This is a genomic window from Rahnella sp. JUb53 (assembly GCF_004346065.1).
GTDB classification, from domain to species: domain Bacteria; phylum Pseudomonadota; class Gammaproteobacteria; order Enterobacterales; family Enterobacteriaceae; genus Rahnella; species Rahnella variigena.
Genome location: NZ_SLYT01000005.1, coordinates 29,745 through 44,485 on the forward strand (window position 1 = coordinate 29,745; position 14,741 = coordinate 44,485).

General features: G+C 54.2%; 10 protein-coding genes and 3 tRNA genes. 9 read left to right on the plus strand and 4 right to left on the minus strand.

The window, feature by feature from the left end; translation table 11 throughout:
• Nucleotides 1-35: 35 nt before the first annotated feature.
• The 3 genes from epmA (at nucleotide 36) to EC840_RS13245 (ending at nucleotide 4,134) form a co-directional block, all read left to right on the plus strand.
• Complete coding sequence (gene epmA / locus EC840_RS13235) at nucleotides 36-1,013, plus strand: elongation factor P--(R)-beta-lysine ligase (RefSeq protein ID WP_113877077.1); 978 nt, start codon at nucleotides 36-38, stop codon at nucleotides 1,011-1,013.
• Between the two features lie 299 nt (nucleotides 1,014-1,312).
• A complete protein-coding gene (locus tag EC840_RS13240; protein WP_132965691.1) occupies nucleotides 1,313-2,680 on the plus strand; it encodes a nucleobase:cation symporter-2 family protein in 1,368 nt (455 codons plus the stop codon).
• Between the two features lie 95 nt (nucleotides 2,681-2,775).
• Nucleotides 2,776-4,134, plus strand: coding sequence for an 8-oxoguanine deaminase (locus EC840_RS13245; protein WP_132965693.1), 1,359 nt, complete (start codon nucleotides 2,776-2,778; stop codon nucleotides 4,132-4,134).
• 69 nt (nucleotides 4,135-4,203) lie between these two features.
• Here the strand turns inward: EC840_RS13245 and mscM are convergent, their stop codons facing one another.
• From mscM to rsgA, 3 genes are all read right to left on the minus strand, one after another.
• Nucleotides 4,204-7,572: a miniconductance mechanosensitive channel MscM gene (gene mscM, locus EC840_RS13250; protein ID WP_129639344.1), complete on the minus strand. Its 3,369-nt coding sequence runs from the start codon at nucleotides 7,570-7,572 to the stop codon at nucleotides 4,204-4,206.
• A gap of 47 nt (nucleotides 7,573-7,619) precedes the next feature.
• A complete protein-coding gene (asd, locus tag EC840_RS13255) occupies nucleotides 7,620-8,726 on the minus strand; it encodes an archaetidylserine decarboxylase (protein ID WP_243701068.1) in 1,107 nt (368 codons plus the stop codon).
• Between the two features lie 182 nt (nucleotides 8,727-8,908).
• Entirely contained in the window at nucleotides 8,909-9,946 is a 1,038-nt protein-coding gene (gene rsgA / locus EC840_RS13260; RefSeq protein ID WP_112289774.1) for a small ribosomal subunit biogenesis GTPase RsgA, read from the minus strand.
• A gap of 126 nt (nucleotides 9,947-10,072) precedes the next feature.
• Here rsgA and orn point away from each other — a divergent pair, with 126 nt between their 5' ends.
• The 4 genes from orn to EC840_RS13280 all read left to right on the plus strand — a co-directional run bounded on the left by orn (nucleotide 10,073) and on the right by EC840_RS13280 (nucleotide 11,274).
• Nucleotides 10,073-10,618, plus strand: a complete 546-nt coding sequence (gene orn, locus EC840_RS13265; RefSeq protein ID WP_132965695.1) for an oligoribonuclease — start codon at nucleotides 10,073-10,075, stop codon at nucleotides 10,616-10,618.
• A gap of 317 nt (nucleotides 10,619-10,935) precedes the next feature.
• A tRNA-Gly gene (locus EC840_RS13270) sits at nucleotides 10,936-11,011 on the plus strand.
• 57 nt (nucleotides 11,012-11,068) lie between these two features.
• Nucleotides 11,069-11,144: transfer RNA gene (locus EC840_RS13275), tRNA-Gly, on the plus strand.
• Nucleotides 11,145-11,198: 54 nt separating this feature from the next.
• Nucleotides 11,199-11,274: transfer RNA gene (locus EC840_RS13280), tRNA-Gly, on the plus strand.
• 314 nt (nucleotides 11,275-11,588) lie between these two features.
• On the opposite strand, the gene queG is transcribed toward EC840_RS13280, so the two are convergent.
• Nucleotides 11,589-12,743 carry a tRNA epoxyqueuosine(34) reductase QueG gene (queG, locus tag EC840_RS13285; protein WP_113877082.1) on the minus strand — a complete coding sequence of 385 codons (1,155 nt, stop codon included), beginning with the start codon at nucleotides 12,741-12,743 and terminating at the stop codon, nucleotides 11,589-11,591.
• On the opposite strand from queG, the gene nnr reads away from it, so the two are divergent.
• Both nnr and tsaE read left to right on the plus strand, forming a co-directional pair.
• The gene (gene nnr, locus EC840_RS13290) at nucleotides 12,742-14,256 is read left to right on the plus strand and encodes a bifunctional ADP-dependent NAD(P)H-hydrate dehydratase/NAD(P)H-hydrate epimerase (protein WP_132965697.1); all 1,515 of its coding nucleotides are present in this window, start codon (nucleotides 12,742-12,744) and stop codon (nucleotides 14,254-14,256) included. The genes queG and nnr overlap by 2 nt on opposite strands.
• Before the next feature lie 10 nt (nucleotides 14,257-14,266).
• On the plus strand, nucleotides 14,267-14,734 hold the full coding sequence (gene tsaE, locus EC840_RS13295; protein ID WP_112286833.1) for a tRNA (adenosine(37)-N6)-threonylcarbamoyltransferase complex ATPase subunit type 1 TsaE: 468 nt from the start codon (nucleotides 14,267-14,269) through the stop codon (nucleotides 14,732-14,734).
• The last annotated feature ends 7 nt before the right edge of the window (nucleotides 14,735-14,741 follow it).

The window sequence follows — 14,741 nt, forward strand, 5'->3', positions numbered from 1 at the left end:
ACTGCATGACTTTTCTGAATTCGGAGTAAATCACCATGAGCGAAACAGCAAGCTGGCAACCCAGTGCTCCTGTCGCCAATTTGTTGAAGCGTGCGGCTATCCTCGCTGAGATTCGACGTTTCTTTGCCGATCGCGGCGTGCTGGAAGTTGAAACGCCGGCGATGAGCCAGGCTACGGTGACCGACATTCATCTGGTGCCGTTCGAGACACGTTTTGTCGGGCCGGGTGCGGCTGATGGCATGACGCTGTATCTGATGACCAGCCCGGAATACCATATGAAACGCTTGCTGGCTGCGGGAAGCGGGCCGATTTATCAGATGGGGCGCAGTTTCCGTAACGAAGAAGCCGGACGTCACCACAATCCCGAATTCACCATGCTCGAATGGTACCGTCCGCGTTATGACATGTACCGCCTGATGAATGAAGTGGATGATTTACTCCAGCAGGTTCTCGATTGCGATACCGCTGAAACCCTGTCTTATCAGCAGGCGTTTACCCGCCATCTGAATGTCGACCCGTTATCCGCCGATAAAGCGGAACTGCGTGAAGCAGCGGCAAAACTGGATTTATCCAACATTGCCGATACTGAAGAAGATCGCGATACGCTGTTGCAGTTGCTGTTTACGATGGGTGTTGAACCGCACATCGGGCGCGACAAACCAACTTTCGTTTATCACTTCCCGGCGACTCAGGCCTCTCTGGCGGAAATCAGTACGGAAGATCACCGCGTCGCGGAGCGTTTCGAGGTGTATTACAAAGGCATTGAGCTGGCGAATGGTTTCCGTGAACTGACGGACAGCCGTGAGCAGCGTCAGCGTTTCGAACAGGATAACCGCAAACGTGCGGCGCGCGGCCTGCCGCAGCATCCTGTCGATAACAATCTGCTGGATGCGTTAGAACACGGTATGCCGGAATGTTCCGGTGTGGCGCTGGGCGTTGACCGCCTGATTATGATTGCGCTGGGCGCTTCCAGCCTGAGCGATGTGCTGGCCTTCCCGGTGACTCGCGCCTGATAAGCGATTAAGCCCTGATCTCAGGTCGGGGCTTCCTTTCTACACATCCCCTGTTTTGATCCTCCGCTTTTGATTTTGCCAGTTTGATTTGCGCCAATATTGTGCAATTAATCCAAAATCGCGCATTTCATGAAACAAAAGTACCCAAATGGCGCAACACTGATTTTAAAGTTTCAGTGTCAGGCGCAGTACGCCACACCCCGTAAACAGGGCATTCCTCATGCTTTAACGGAAATTTTCCTCTGGCTGGCCTGATTTATGCATTACCGGATTATCATTCATCATCCGGAAAACCCGTTATGTCAGAATCCAACGACAAAGAACTTCTTTATGGACTGGAAGAACGCATTGCACCGGCACCGGCATTTTTTACCGCCATCCAGCACGTGCTGGCAAGCGTGGTGGGGATCATCACGCCGCCGCTGATTATCGGTTCAGTGCTGGGGCTGAATGCGTATTTGCCCTATCTCATCAGCATGTCTTTGCTGGCGTCCGGCATAGGGACATTTATTCAGGCGCGCCGCTTTATGTCGGTCGGCGCGGGGATGATTTGTCTGCAGGGCACCAGCTTTGCGTTTCTCGGGGTGATTCTGTCGGGCGGTATGCTGGTAAAAAGCCGCGGTGGTTCGCCGGAAGACATCATGGCGATGATTTTTGGGGTGAACTTTATGGCGGCATTTATCCCGCTGCTGGTCAGCCGGTTCATCGGTCAGATGCGCCGCGTGTTTACGCCGCTGGTGAGCGGCACCGTCATTGCGCTGATCGGCATCAGCCTGATTAAAGTCAGCATTACCGACTGGGCAGGAGGGCATGGCGCGGTGAATTTTGGCGCACCGGCGAATCTCGGGCTGGGTGCGCTGACGCTGCTGGTGATCGTCGCCTGTAACCGTATCGAGGTGCGCTGGCTGCGCCTGTCATCAATCGTCTTGGGCATTGTTGTCGGCTGTATCGCCGCTGCGCTGACCGGCCATCTGACGGTGAAACCTTTGCAGGGCGACTGGTTTGCATTGCCGCAACTGTTCCGTTTTGGTTTCAAGTTTGACTGGATTATTTTCGTACCCATCGCGCTGGTATCGTTTATCAGCATTCTCGAAGCGGTAGGCGATCTGACGGCTAACTGCATGCTGTCACAGCAGCCGATTGAAGGGGAAAGCTTCCGTAAGCGTCTCAAAGGCGGCATTCTGGCCGACGGCATCAGCTGTCTTATCGCGGCGGCCTTCTCGTCATTTCCTAACACGACGTTTGCACAGAATAACGGCGTGATCCAGATGACCGGCGTCGCCAGTCGTTATGTCGGCATGTATATCGGCGGCGTGTTATTAGTGCTCGGGTTGTTCCCATTCATCGGTGAAATCCTTCAGCAAATTCCTGCGCCAGTGCTGGGCGGTGCGACACTGGTGATGTTCGGCAGTGTGGTCGCGGCGGGGATCCGCATCATGACACAGTCGCCGGTCGGGCGTCGCGAAATGCTGATTATCGCTATCGCCTTTGGCATCGGTCTGGGCATTGAAGCGGTGCCGGATGTCCTGGGTCAGTTCCCGCCAATCGTCGGTAATATTTTCGGCCATGCGGTGACCAGTGGAGGCGTTCTCGCTATCCTGCTCAACTTACTGATGCCGGCAGAACGCAGCACAAGTGTTGCGGCACAGGAAGTTAAGGTTCACTGAAATCCCGCGCGTTGCGCCCCTGGATCAGCAGACAGGGCATAACTGAGCTGACTCACTTTTTGAATTTATTGTGACCCTAAAAAAGGAAGTCAGACATGTCAGAACAACGCATGTGGATCAAAAATCCGCTGGCAGTTTTTACCGCCAATGAACTCGATGCCCGTGGCGGCATCGTCATTGAGGGGCAGAAAATTGCCGAAGTGCTGGCCTCTGGTCAGCATCCCTTACACCCGGTCGATCACATCTTTGATGCCTCAGAATCTGTACTGCTGCCGGGCCTCATCAATACACACCACCATTTCTATCAGACACTGACCCGCGCCTGGGCGCCTGTGGTCAACGTGCCGTTATTCCCGTGGCTGAAAAAGCTTTATCCCGTGTGGGCTCGTTTAGGGCCGGATGCGCTGGGACTGGCAAGCCGCGTCGCGATGGCTGAGCTGCTGCTTTCCGGCTGCACCACCACCACCGACCACCATTATCTTTTCCCGCAGGGTATGGAAGAAGCGATTGATGTGCAGGTCGATGTGGTCCGTGAACTGGGTATGCGTGCGTTGCTGACCCGTGGCTCAATGAGTCTTGGCGAAGAACAGGGCGGTCTGCCGCCGGAACAGACGGTGCAGTCGGGCGAGGTGATTTTGCAGGACAGCCAGCGTCTTATTGACCGCTATCACCAGCGCGGCGAGGGTGCCTGGATGCAGATTGCGCTGGCGCCGTGCTCGCCGTTTTCGGTCACGACCGAGATTATGCGCGAGAGTGCCAGGCTGGCGCAGCGCGAAGACGTCCGGCTGCATACACATCTGGCGGAAACGCTGGATGAAGAACAGTTTTGCCTGAAAATGTTTGGCCTGCGTACAGTTGATTATCTGGAAAGCGTCGGCTGGCTGAGCGACCGCACGTGGCTGGCGCACGGTATTCATTTTAACGACGATGAGATCCGTCGTCTGGGCGCGGCGGGCACCGGTATCTGTCATTGCCCTGTGTCGAATATGCGACTGGCGTCCGGCATGTGTCCGACACGTGATCTGGAAGCGGCTGGCGTGCCGATTGGTCTGGGCGTTGACGGCTCTGCGTCGAACGATGCCTCAAATCTGATGTATGAAGCGCGGCAGGCATTGTATCTGCAACGTTTGAAATACGGTGCGGAATACGTCACGCCGGAAAGAGTCCTGGGCTGGGCGACGCGCGGTTCGGCGAAGCTTATCGGTCGCGATGATATCGGGCAGATTGCCGTGGGCAAACAGGCCGATCTGGCGCTGTTTAAACTCGATGAACTACGTTTTAGCGGCAGCCATGATCCGGTTGCCGCGCTGTTACTGTGTGGCGCGGAAAAAGCCGACCGCGTGATGGTTGGGGGGAAATGGCGGGTCCTTGACGGTGAAATTGTCGGCATGGATATCAGATCGCTGATATCACACCATCGCAAAGCGGCGGCGGCGCTGATCGCCGATCTCTAAACTGCGGGTATTAAAAAGGGCAGAGGAATCTGCCCTTTTGCTGTACTTGTTACTGCTGTAAATCGACTGCTATAAATCGCCCGGCGAGCGCGAACTGTTTCCGCTGCGGCCACTGCCGCTGCTGCTGGTAAAGGTCGCGTTATTGCCATTTTGCGCACGATGCAGTGTTTCCATACGCACCTGGAATGGCGGGAACGGCAGTGTGATGCCGTGCTCGCGGAATCCGGCCAGGATCAGCTGATGGATTTCATGACGAAGCGGCATACGGTGCGCCATTTCAGCGGCGTGCATACGCAACTCGAAAATCTGAATACCTTGCTGTAAATCAACCAGATAGGCTTCCGGCGCAGGCATATCCAGCACCAGCGAGCAGCGGTGCGCCGCATTCAACAGGATTTCCGTCACTTCTTCCGAATTGGCTTCTGACGGCGCAGGAACGGTCAGTACCACACGGGTGACGGAATCTGACAGCGACCAGTTGATAAACTGCTCGGTGATAAAGGCCTTGTTCGGCACGATAATCTCTTTGCGGTCCCAGTCGGCTATCGTAGTGGCGCGGGTGTTGATCTTGGTAATGCTGCCAGTCAGGTTGCGGATCGTCACGGTATCGCCGATACGGATTGGTTTTTCAAACAAGATGATCAGGCCGGAAATAAAGTTGGCGAAAATCTCCTGCAAACCAAAGCCCAGCCCTACACCCAGTGCGGCGACCAGCCATTGCAGTTTTGCCCATTCGATGCCGATCAGCGAGAAGCCGGTCAGGCCACCAATCAGCAACAACACGTATTTGGTGACGGTCAGCACGGCGTAACCGGTGCCCGGCGTCAGATCCAGATGTTGCAGCAAGGCCAGTTCAAGCAGTGCAGGCAAATTACGCACCAGCTGCGTGGTGATAATCAGCACCAGAATGGCGATCAGTACCGATCCCAGGGTGATCGGCTGCATACTTTCCACGCCCTGCACGGTGGAGGCCACCTGCCACAGATGGATATTTTCCAGGAACGAGAAGGCTGAATGGATCTCAGACCACAGGAAGATCACTGAGATCAGCGCGATCAGCGTCAGCAGCGAACGAACGAGGCGTAATGATTGCGCGGAGATCGCATCCAGATCGACCACCGGTTCTTCCACTTCTACCGTACCTTCATTACTGGTGTTGACGTGATTCGCATCCTCTTCACCACGGGCGCGCTGATTCAGCATTTCCGCACGGCGCTGTTTGGCGCGCTCGAAAGCAATACGACGTCGCTGGATCAGCATCCAGCGGCGGATAATGTGATAAATCACCAGCAGCACGAACCAGATGGCCACCGAGGTTTCCAGACGCGCCAGTAACGCCTGCGACGTCGCCAGATAACCCAGCAGCGAGGCCAGCGCCGCCACAATTGGCGCGCCCAGCAGCATCCACCACAGCGTTTTGTTAATGACGTTTTCGCTGTTGCCCTTTTTATCGTGATACAGCGGGATACCGGCACGTTTCAGGCTGTGAGTGACCAGCGCCACCACCAGACACAGAAGGACAAAGCACAACCGTCCAAGTGTATTGGAGAATTCGCGGTCATTGAGATTATCGAAAGTAATCAGCGCCATAATCAGCGGCACCATGACCCAGATTGACAGTGCGTAATAGCGCAGTGCGCGTGAAACGGCACGCTGCGGCCAGCCAAAGTGCGCGACAAACAGCCCCTGAGGATGCGCCAGTGCTGCGCTGACCATAAACGCCCACAGAATCGGCAGCGTAGCGGTCACGCCATCACCAATCGCCACCGCAATCGGATACGGCCAGGCACTTTGCAGCCCGAAGCCCAGCGCGGCCCACAAGACCGGCAGCGGCATCGCCACCAGGATCGACCAGAACACGGTGCGCATCGTCAGCGAGAACTGATCCTGCGTAACTTTGCCGACCCGGCTGCTGGCGCGTTCCAGGAATGCATAGTAATGCTTGCGGGAACTGATGCTGATAATCACCAGGATCAGTGCGCCAAACAGCGGCAACAGCGTTTCTTTGCTGGTGACCATCATCATGAAAGCGCCGCCGAGCTGAGTCAGTGAATCCAGCGACACCAGACGTTTCAGGTCATGCGCCACCTGCACCGGATAAGAAATCCCGATGGCGCTGACGTCCGCCACCCAGAACAGATAGCGGTGGGCGGCCTCATGCACGTCATTCAGCGCTTCGACCAGCTGACTGTTGGCCACTTTCAGCTTGGTCAGTTCAAGAATTTGGGTATCACAGCCTGAAAGCAGGGAATTGAGCAAATCACGCTGAGTCCGCAACTGGGCATCAAGAATTTTCTGCTGCGCGGCGGTCAGCGGCTTGCCGTCGTCCTGCCGTGCCTGACGATAAATCGGCTGCTTATCGAGTAAATCTTCATAGTGCAGACGCTGAACGCGCAGCTGGCCCATGTCGCGGTCAAGCTGTTGCGGTTTTGGCATTTCCGGCAGACGGGAGACCTGCGCCCGCAGCGTTTCTCCCAGAAGATTGGATGCACCGAGCCATTGCGCCTGTTCGCGGATGGTATTGATCGCCTGACGCACCTGCTGAGTCTGAGCGGCAGCCTGACGTTGCTGGGAAGATATCAGATCCATCCGCTGCGCCTGCTGATTCAGTGCCAGCGACAACTCACGGTTGGACTGCAATTGCTGACTGATGGAATGCGGCAGTTCGCCACTTTGCTCGGCCAGCAACTCGGTTTTTTCCAGCGCCTGTTCGGCTTCACGCTGGCGCTGATTATTCAGCGTATTGCGTAAAGCCTGTAATTGCTGATCCAGATAACCGGCGCGCTTTTTGTAGAGATCAGTGCGCATTCTCGACAATTCCTGCCGGTTATTGGCAGAAAGCTGAGCCAGCTCCAGTTCATCGACTTTGGCTTTGCGCGCGGCAGATTCCGCCTGCAAGGCACTCAGCTGCGCCTGCGCCAGCGGGGACGATGTGGCTGCCGCCGTTGCCGCCTGCATCCGCTGCTCAATGTCACCAAGCGCATTGCGGGCCTCAGATTGCTGTTGCGGGATCAGACTCAGTGAATCGCTGATGTCCCGTGAGCGATCCTGCTCCTGACGTAACTGGCGGGTTTCTTCCAGCTGCTGGCTGCTGACTTGCAGAATTTGCTGCTCGAGCTGAGCAGTAGGAATGCTGCCATCAACCGCTGGCGGTTTGTCCGGCTGATTTTGTAATTCCTGACGCAGTGCCTGCGTCAGTTTTGGGAAGTCATCAATGACCTTCTGGTATTGCTCGGTGCGACCGGCTGAAACACTGGCTTCATTCAGCCAGTTGAGCGCGCTTTGCAGCGCCTCAACCACCTGTGTCTGATTGGCCATTTCTTTGTTGGCTTCCGCCTGTTTCAGTTCCTGTTTGAGCTGATCTTCAGTCGGCGCCGCACCCGCCATCAATGGCAGGGATAGCAGTAAACTCATCAGCAAGGCGGGGATCAGGCGCACTCGGTCACATCCTTTTCTTCAGTTCTTTATGTCAGTTCAGTCTGAACTCAGTAGTCTTTAGGCGCTTGTGGTTCAGCCGTTGCCACACCTGCTGGTGTTTCTGTTTTGACAGGGACTTCGGTAACCACAGGCTCAGCGACTACAGGCTTTGTAACTACAGGCTCAGCAACTACAGGTTTTGTAACTACAGGTTTTGTAACTACAGGCTCCGTAACTACAGTTTCTGCAACGACTGGCTCCGCTACGATCGGTTCTGCTACAACTGGTTCCGCCGTTGCAGTTGCTGGTGTACGCAGAGCTTCGGCGAACGGTTCGCCCATGCGGGTCACGGTGCCATTTTTCAAATTTGGCATGAAACGGGTCTGATTTGCTGCAAACAGGTTGATCACGGTGGAACCCAGTTTGAAGCGGCCCATTTCCTGACCTTTTTCCAGTGCGATTGCGCCTTCTTCGCCTGCAGCCGGATAGGTCCAGCGCTTGATAATGCCTTCGCGCGGCGGTGTGACACAGCCAGCCCAGACGGTTTCAATACTGCCGACAATCGTTGCGCCAACCAGAATCTGCACCATCGGACCGAATTCAGTATCAAAGACGCAGATGACGCGCTCGTTACGGGCGAACAGATTCGGCACGTTGGCGGCAGTCAGCGGATTCACGGAGAACAAATCGCCCGGCACATAAATCATTTCGCGCAGCACGCCGTCGCACGGCATATGCACACGGTGATAATCGCGCGGTGCCAGATAGATAGTCGCGAACTTGCCGTCTCTGAACTGCTCTGCGAGCAGATAGTTACCCGCCAGCAGCGCTTCTAAACTGTAAAAATGGCCTTTGGCCTGGAACAGTTTGCCATCGGTAATTGCGCCTAACTGACTGACTGCACCGTCGGCTGGCAGGCAAAGCATATCTAAACCGCTGACCACCGGACGCGCGCCATCGCGCAGCGGACGGACGAAGAATTCGTTGAATGTCGCGTAAGATTTCAGATCCGGATTTTGTGCTTCTTTCATGTCGACGTTATAAAAACGCGCAAAGGCTTTGATCACCCAATGGGTCAGCGTGGCGGCACGTTTATCCGCGCCCCAGCCAGCAAGACGGGTCAGTCCTTGTTTAGGAAGTAAGTATTGAAGTTTGATTTTGATACTGTCCAGCACGGGGAAAACCTCTTGGATGGTATGAATGACCGGCGTTACCGGCCATTTTGCAGGAAACCCTGAATCCTGTTCAGGGTCACGCAGTGTTGTATGGCGGAGGATTGTAACGGGGTGAAATCAACGGTTCAACTTCCGTTAACTTCACCCGTTTGCCATTAACATGTTAATTCAATTAATTAGCATTAAAGCGCGTCAAAGTTTTTACGCGTTTTTACGTCTTCCATACTTTCCAGAATACGGTGGTAGTTATCGAAACGTTCTTCGGCAATTTCGCCACGGTCTACGGCGTCACGGATTGCACAGCCCGGATCGCTGCCATGTTTACAGTCGCGGAATTTGCAGTAACCGAGGAAAGGACGGAATTCGACAAAGCCCTGGGTGATCTGCTCTGGCGCAAGGTGCCACAAACCAAATTCACGCACGCCCGGGGAATCGATAACGTCGCCGCCATGCTGGAAGTGATACAGACGCGCTGCCGTGGTGGTGTGCTGGCCAAGACCTGAGTTATCAGACACTTCGTTCACCAGAATTTGTTTTTCATCCGGTGGCAGAAGGGCGTTCAGCAGGCTTGATTTACCCACACCCGACTGACCCGCGAAAATACTGATGCGGTCGGTCAGCGCCGTTTCAAACGCTGGCATGCCTTCGCCGGTCTGGCTCGACACTTCAAGTACGCGATAATTGATATTGCGGTAGATATCCATCATGCCCTGAACGAATTTACGACCTTCGTCATCAAGCAGATCGATTTTGTTGAGCACAATCAGCGGCTCAACTTCCACGGTTTCGCACGCAACCAGATAACGGTCGATGATATTAAGCGACAGCTCCGGCAGAATGGCGGAGACAATCACAATCTGGTTAATGTTCGCGGCGATGGGTTTTACGCCATCATAGAAATCAGGGCGTGTCAGAACGGAGGTGCGTTCGTGTACCGCCTCGACGATGCCTTTCACACTGGTGTTTTCCCCGGCGCGCCATACAACGCGGTCACCGGTGACCAGAGAACGGATGGTACGGCGGATATTGCAACGGTGCTGGCTGCCGTCGGCCGCTTCAACGTCCGCATGCATCCCGAAACGGCTGATGACAACACCGTCCTGCGGTTCGCCATGCAGAGAATCGTCCAGCTCTTTCCGTTTGTCGGTCTGTGTCAGACGACGCTGATGGTTAGTCTGAACGCGACGTTGTTGCCCTTTAGACAGTTTTGACTTAGTCACTGCGCCTCACTTAACTGGCTTTAATCGCTCGGTGCGACCAAAACGACTATGATACCAGCTATTTTATATTAAATGCCCGAATGACGGAGATCTCCGTCAACTCTCTACTTTGTAACAGGACACATCATGGCTGCAAATGACTCGAACTTAATTTGGATCGACCTGGAAATGACCGGTCTGGATCCTGAACGTGACCGCATTATTGAGATTGCCACGCTGGTGACCGACGCGCATCTGAACATTCTGGCCGAAGGGCCGGTGATGGCAGTGCATCAGTCTGACGCTCAGATGGCGCTGATGGACGACTGGAATGTGCGCACGCACACCGGCAGCGGTCTGGTGGAACGTGTGAAAGCCAGCCCGTTTGATGACAATGCGGCGCAGCAAAAAACCATCGAGTTTCTGCGCGAGTGGGTTCCGGCGGGTAAATCGCCGATTTGTGGTAACAGCGTCGGGCAGGACAGACGCTTCCTGTTTAAGTACATGCCGGAGCTGGAAGCCTATTTCCATTACCGCTATCTGGACGTCAGTACGCTCAAAGAACTGGCGCGCCGCTGGAAACCGGAAGTGCTGGGCGGCTTTAAGAAGCAGAATACCCATCAGGCGCTGGACGATATTCGTGAATCCGTGGCTGAGTTAGCGTATTACCGCGAACACTTTATTAATCTTTAATCTTCCTCATCCTTCAGGTTGCAGATGCGTTGGCTGCACTCTCTCATCCGAATCACTGACCCATGTCAGCCATCGGGATGAACGAGTTTGCCGCCTTCCTGCAACTCGAATGATTTATGAGAAATATTTTAAAAAATCTTTAAAAAAACCTGTGGAACACGAATTCACCGTGTTTCGCTGATTAATTCACCGGATTGATGTTTTAATCGGCACTTGAACGAAAAATTCATTTTTTTGCTTTCAGGGGCTTGCGGCTAAAAGGATTTCTCGTATAATGCGCACCCCGTACCGATGAAGAATTTCGTTGAGTGCGCAGAGCGGGAATAGCTCAGTTGGTAGAGCACGACCTTGCCAAGGTCGGGGTCGCGAGTTCGAGTCTCGTTTCCCGCTCCAAATTTTTAAGTAGTTAGATTTAAAGATTAAAACGTAAAAAATGCAGTGCCATGCGACGCGGGAATAGCTCAGTTGGTAGAGCACGACCTTGCCAAGGTCGGGGTCGCGAGTTCGAGTCTCGTTTCCCGCTCCAAAATTTCAAAGTCTGTACATTTTTAACAGTACAGCAGATGCCAGACATCTCAATGCGGGAATAGCTCAGTTGGTAGAGCACGACCTTGCCAAGGTCGGGGTCGCGAGTTCGAGTCTCGTTTCCCGCTCCAGTTTTCTTCTTCAGTACAAAATCATTTCTTTATGCCTTTCTGGTGCATATTTCGTGCGCGAATGAAACAATCATTACACGGTTTGTATTATTTTTTTAAACAGACTTATCCACAGCTTTAGGTGTTTTTTTGCACTGTCTGTTTTTTGCGCCCGCCATATTGCCAAAATATAACACGCTGATTTATATCATAATAAATTTATAACGAAACGTTATGACGATCACTTGCTCTTTTTTTTGCACTTGATTGGCAAAGCATTTTTATTTTTATGCACAGAAAATTATATAAAGAAGAACAGCGTTTTTTGGGAAATGTTATGCATCCCTTGGCAAACCTTTTTCCACCGCACGGATCAGCCGTTTCTGCTGCAGTGTTTGTACTTCGACACGATGTTCATTTCTTCTTTCTACCTGTTGTGCGATAGCCCAGCTGATATGTTCATCCAGCAGCGCATTTTCCCCTTCGCGCGAATGCAGCGAATCCATCACGTCCTGCGAGTAGGGCGCATTGCCTAATGCCACTGCTATGTTGCGCAGCCAGCGCAGATGTCCGATACGTCGTATTGGCGAACCTTCCGTAATCCGTAAAAATTTCTCTTCCGTCCAGCCAAACAAAGTCATCAGCTCCGGCGCATGCAGCGCGGCACGCGGGCTAAAATCTTCTTCATCAGTCAGTTGCGAATAACGATTCCAGGGGCAGATCAGCTGACAGTCATCGCAGCCGTAGATGCGGTTGCCCATCAGCGGGCGGAATTCTTCCGGTATCGCGCCTTCCAGTTCGATAGTCAGATAGGAAATGCAGCGGCGCGCGTCAACGGTATAAGGCGCAACGATGGCACCGGTCGGGCAAGTGGTCATGCAGGCCACGCATTTGCCGCATTTCTCTTCCTGAGGCTGATCGACGGGCAACGGCAAATCAATCAGCAGTTCGCCGAGAAAGAACCACGAGCCGGATTCACGGTTGAGAATAAGTGAGTGTTTACCAACCCAGCCAAGACCGGCTTTCGCTGCCAGCGGGCGCTCCATGACCGGCGCGGAATCCACAAAGGGGCGGAAGGTGACGGTCTGATCAGCATGCTCAGTACAATGCGCCTGGATCATGTCGCCCAGTTTTTTCAGGCGCTGCCGCAACACCTTGTGATAGTCGCGTCCCAGGGCGTAACGGCTGACATAACCGAGTTGCGGATTATTCAGGGTTTTGGCAAAGGCGGCTTTGGCGGGCAGATAGTTCATGCGCACGCTGATCACCCGCAACGTGCCGGGCAGTAATTCATGCGGACGGGCACGTAACATGCCGTGGCGCGCCATCCAGTCCATCTCGCCATGATATTGTTTATCAAGCCAGTCTTGCAGTTTGGGCTCTTCAACAGATAAGTCTGTATCGCAGATGCCAACCTGCTGGAAGCCTAGCGATTGGCCCCATTGCTTGATATGTTGAGCCAGTTGAACGAGATCGAGAGGGAGTGTCATGACGAACCAACGTGAAAAACGAAACGAGGCGAGTTTACCACATTCCGTGTTTTCTGCTGACTGGCTGCGAAAAGCTGAGCGTCAGGCGGCGCAGGAAACGGGGATTTCTCTGTTTACACTGATGCAACGTGCGGCGAAGGCCGCTTTTTTACTGGCGCAGCGTGAATTTCCACACACGCGGCACTGGCTGATTTTGTGTGGTCACGGCAATAACGGCGGTGACGGTTTTGAAATGGCGCGTCTGGCGAAAAGCGCAAGTATACGCGTGACGCTGCTGGCCGTGGAAGGGAGCAAACCGCTGCCTGATGAAGCGGAAATGGCGCGAACGGGTTGGCTGAAAAGTGGCGGAGAAATCAATTCTGCCGATTCTGCATGGCCGGACGATGCTGATCTGATTATCGATGGTTTGCTCGGTACCGGTTTATCTTCTGCGCCCCGCGCACCTTACGACGGGCTGATTGACGCCACTAATTCGGCATCATTGCCAGTGATATCTCTCGATATTCCTTCGGGGCTTGATGCGCAAACTGGCCAGACAGCGGGGAAGGCGGTTCACGCCACGCACACTGTCAGTTTCATCGCCTTGAAACCCGGTTTGCTGACCGGACAGGCGCGCGATTACACCGGTAAATTACATTGTGATGCGCTGGGGCTGCAAAGCTGGCTGGGTGGACATCTGGCAGCGTTACAGCGGCTGGATGCGTCGCAGTTAGGCACATGGTTGCACCCGCGCCGTCCGTGTTCCCACAAAGGTGAACACGGGCGTTTATTGGTGGTTGGCGGCGATATCGGGTTTGCCGGTGCAATCCGAATGGCGTCGGAAGCCGCGCTGCGCACCGGTGCTGGTCTGGTGCGAGTACTCACTCACAAAGAGCACGCTGGCCCGTTGCTGACCGCCAGACCTGAGCTCATGGTGCAGGAACTGACCGCAGAATCGCTCGATGAAGGGCTGGAATGGGCGGATGTGTTAGTCATCGGCCCCGGTTTAGGCCAGAAAGAATGGGGTAAACAGGCGGTCGAACGCGCGGCAAAGTGGGATAAACCGGCGTTATGGGACGCTGATGCGCTTAACCTGCTGGCAATCAATCCCGGGAAACGGCAAAATCGCGTACTGACGCCTCATCCTGGCGAAGCAGCCCGCTTACTCGGTTGCAGCGTGAAGGAAATTGAGAGTGACCGCTTACTTTCGGCGCAGAAACTCACGGAACGCTATGGCGGCGTGGTAGTGCTTAAAGGTGCGGGCAGTCTGATTGCCAGTGAACATGGCGAAATGGCGCTGGCAGATGTCGGCAATGCCGGTATGGCATCCGGCGGCATGGGCGACGTGCTTTCTGGTATCATTGGCGGATTGCTGGCTCAGAAACTGAATATTTATGATGCGGCCTGCGCGGGCTCAGTGGTTCATGGCGCTGCCGCAGACGAAATTGCCCACCGGCAGGGAACGCGCGGTATGCTGGCAACTGATCTTTTAGCGGTGATTGCCCCGTTAGTTAATCCAGACCTGAAGAAATAGATATCACTGAATGAATCAACTTAATATCTCTCTACCCGACGAAGCGGCAACGCTGCAACTAGGTGCTTCACTGGCGAAAGCCTGCGAAGGCTCAACGGTTATCCATCTTTATGGCGATCTGGGAGCCGGTAAAACAACCTTTAGCCGGGGATTTCTTCAGGCATTGGGGCATCAGGGCAATGTGAAAAGCCCGACCTACACGCTGGTTGAGCCTTATCAACTGGAAAAGATCGCCGTCTATCATTTTGACTTGTATCGCCTGGCTGATCCTGAAGAACTGGAATTTATGGGGATCCGCGACTATTTCGCACAGGATGCTATTTGTCTGGTGGAATGGCCGCAGCAGGGTGCTGGCGTGTTACCCGAACCAGATATAGAACTGACGCTGGATTATTCCCAGACCGGGCGCACCGCGAAGCTGGTGGCGGTGTCCGAATCTGGTATAAATTTGCTGCATCGTGTTCAACAGCAAGGATGATCACGCG

Coding starts and splice junctions, on each gene's coding strand:
- epmA (WP_113877077.1), top strand. CDS start 36: ATGAGCGAAACAGCAAGCTGGCAACCCAGTGCTCCTGTCGCCAATTTG.
- orn (WP_132965695.1), top strand. CDS start 10,073: ATGGCTGCAAATGACTCGAACTTAATTTGGATCGACCTGGAAATGACC.
- EC840_RS13240 (WP_132965691.1), top strand. CDS start 1,313: ATGTCAGAATCCAACGACAAAGAACTTCTTTATGGACTGGAAGAACGC.
- nnr (WP_132965697.1), top strand. CDS start 12,742: ATGACGAACCAACGTGAAAAACGAAACGAGGCGAGTTTACCACATTCC.
- tsaE (WP_112286833.1), top strand. CDS start 14,267: ATGAATCAACTTAATATCTCTCTACCCGACGAAGCGGCAACGCTGCAA.
- queG (WP_113877082.1), bottom strand. CDS start 12,743: ATGACACTCCCTCTCGATCTCGTTCAACTGGCTCAACATATCAAGCAA.
- EC840_RS13245 (WP_132965693.1), top strand. CDS start 2,776: ATGTCAGAACAACGCATGTGGATCAAAAATCCGCTGGCAGTTTTTACC.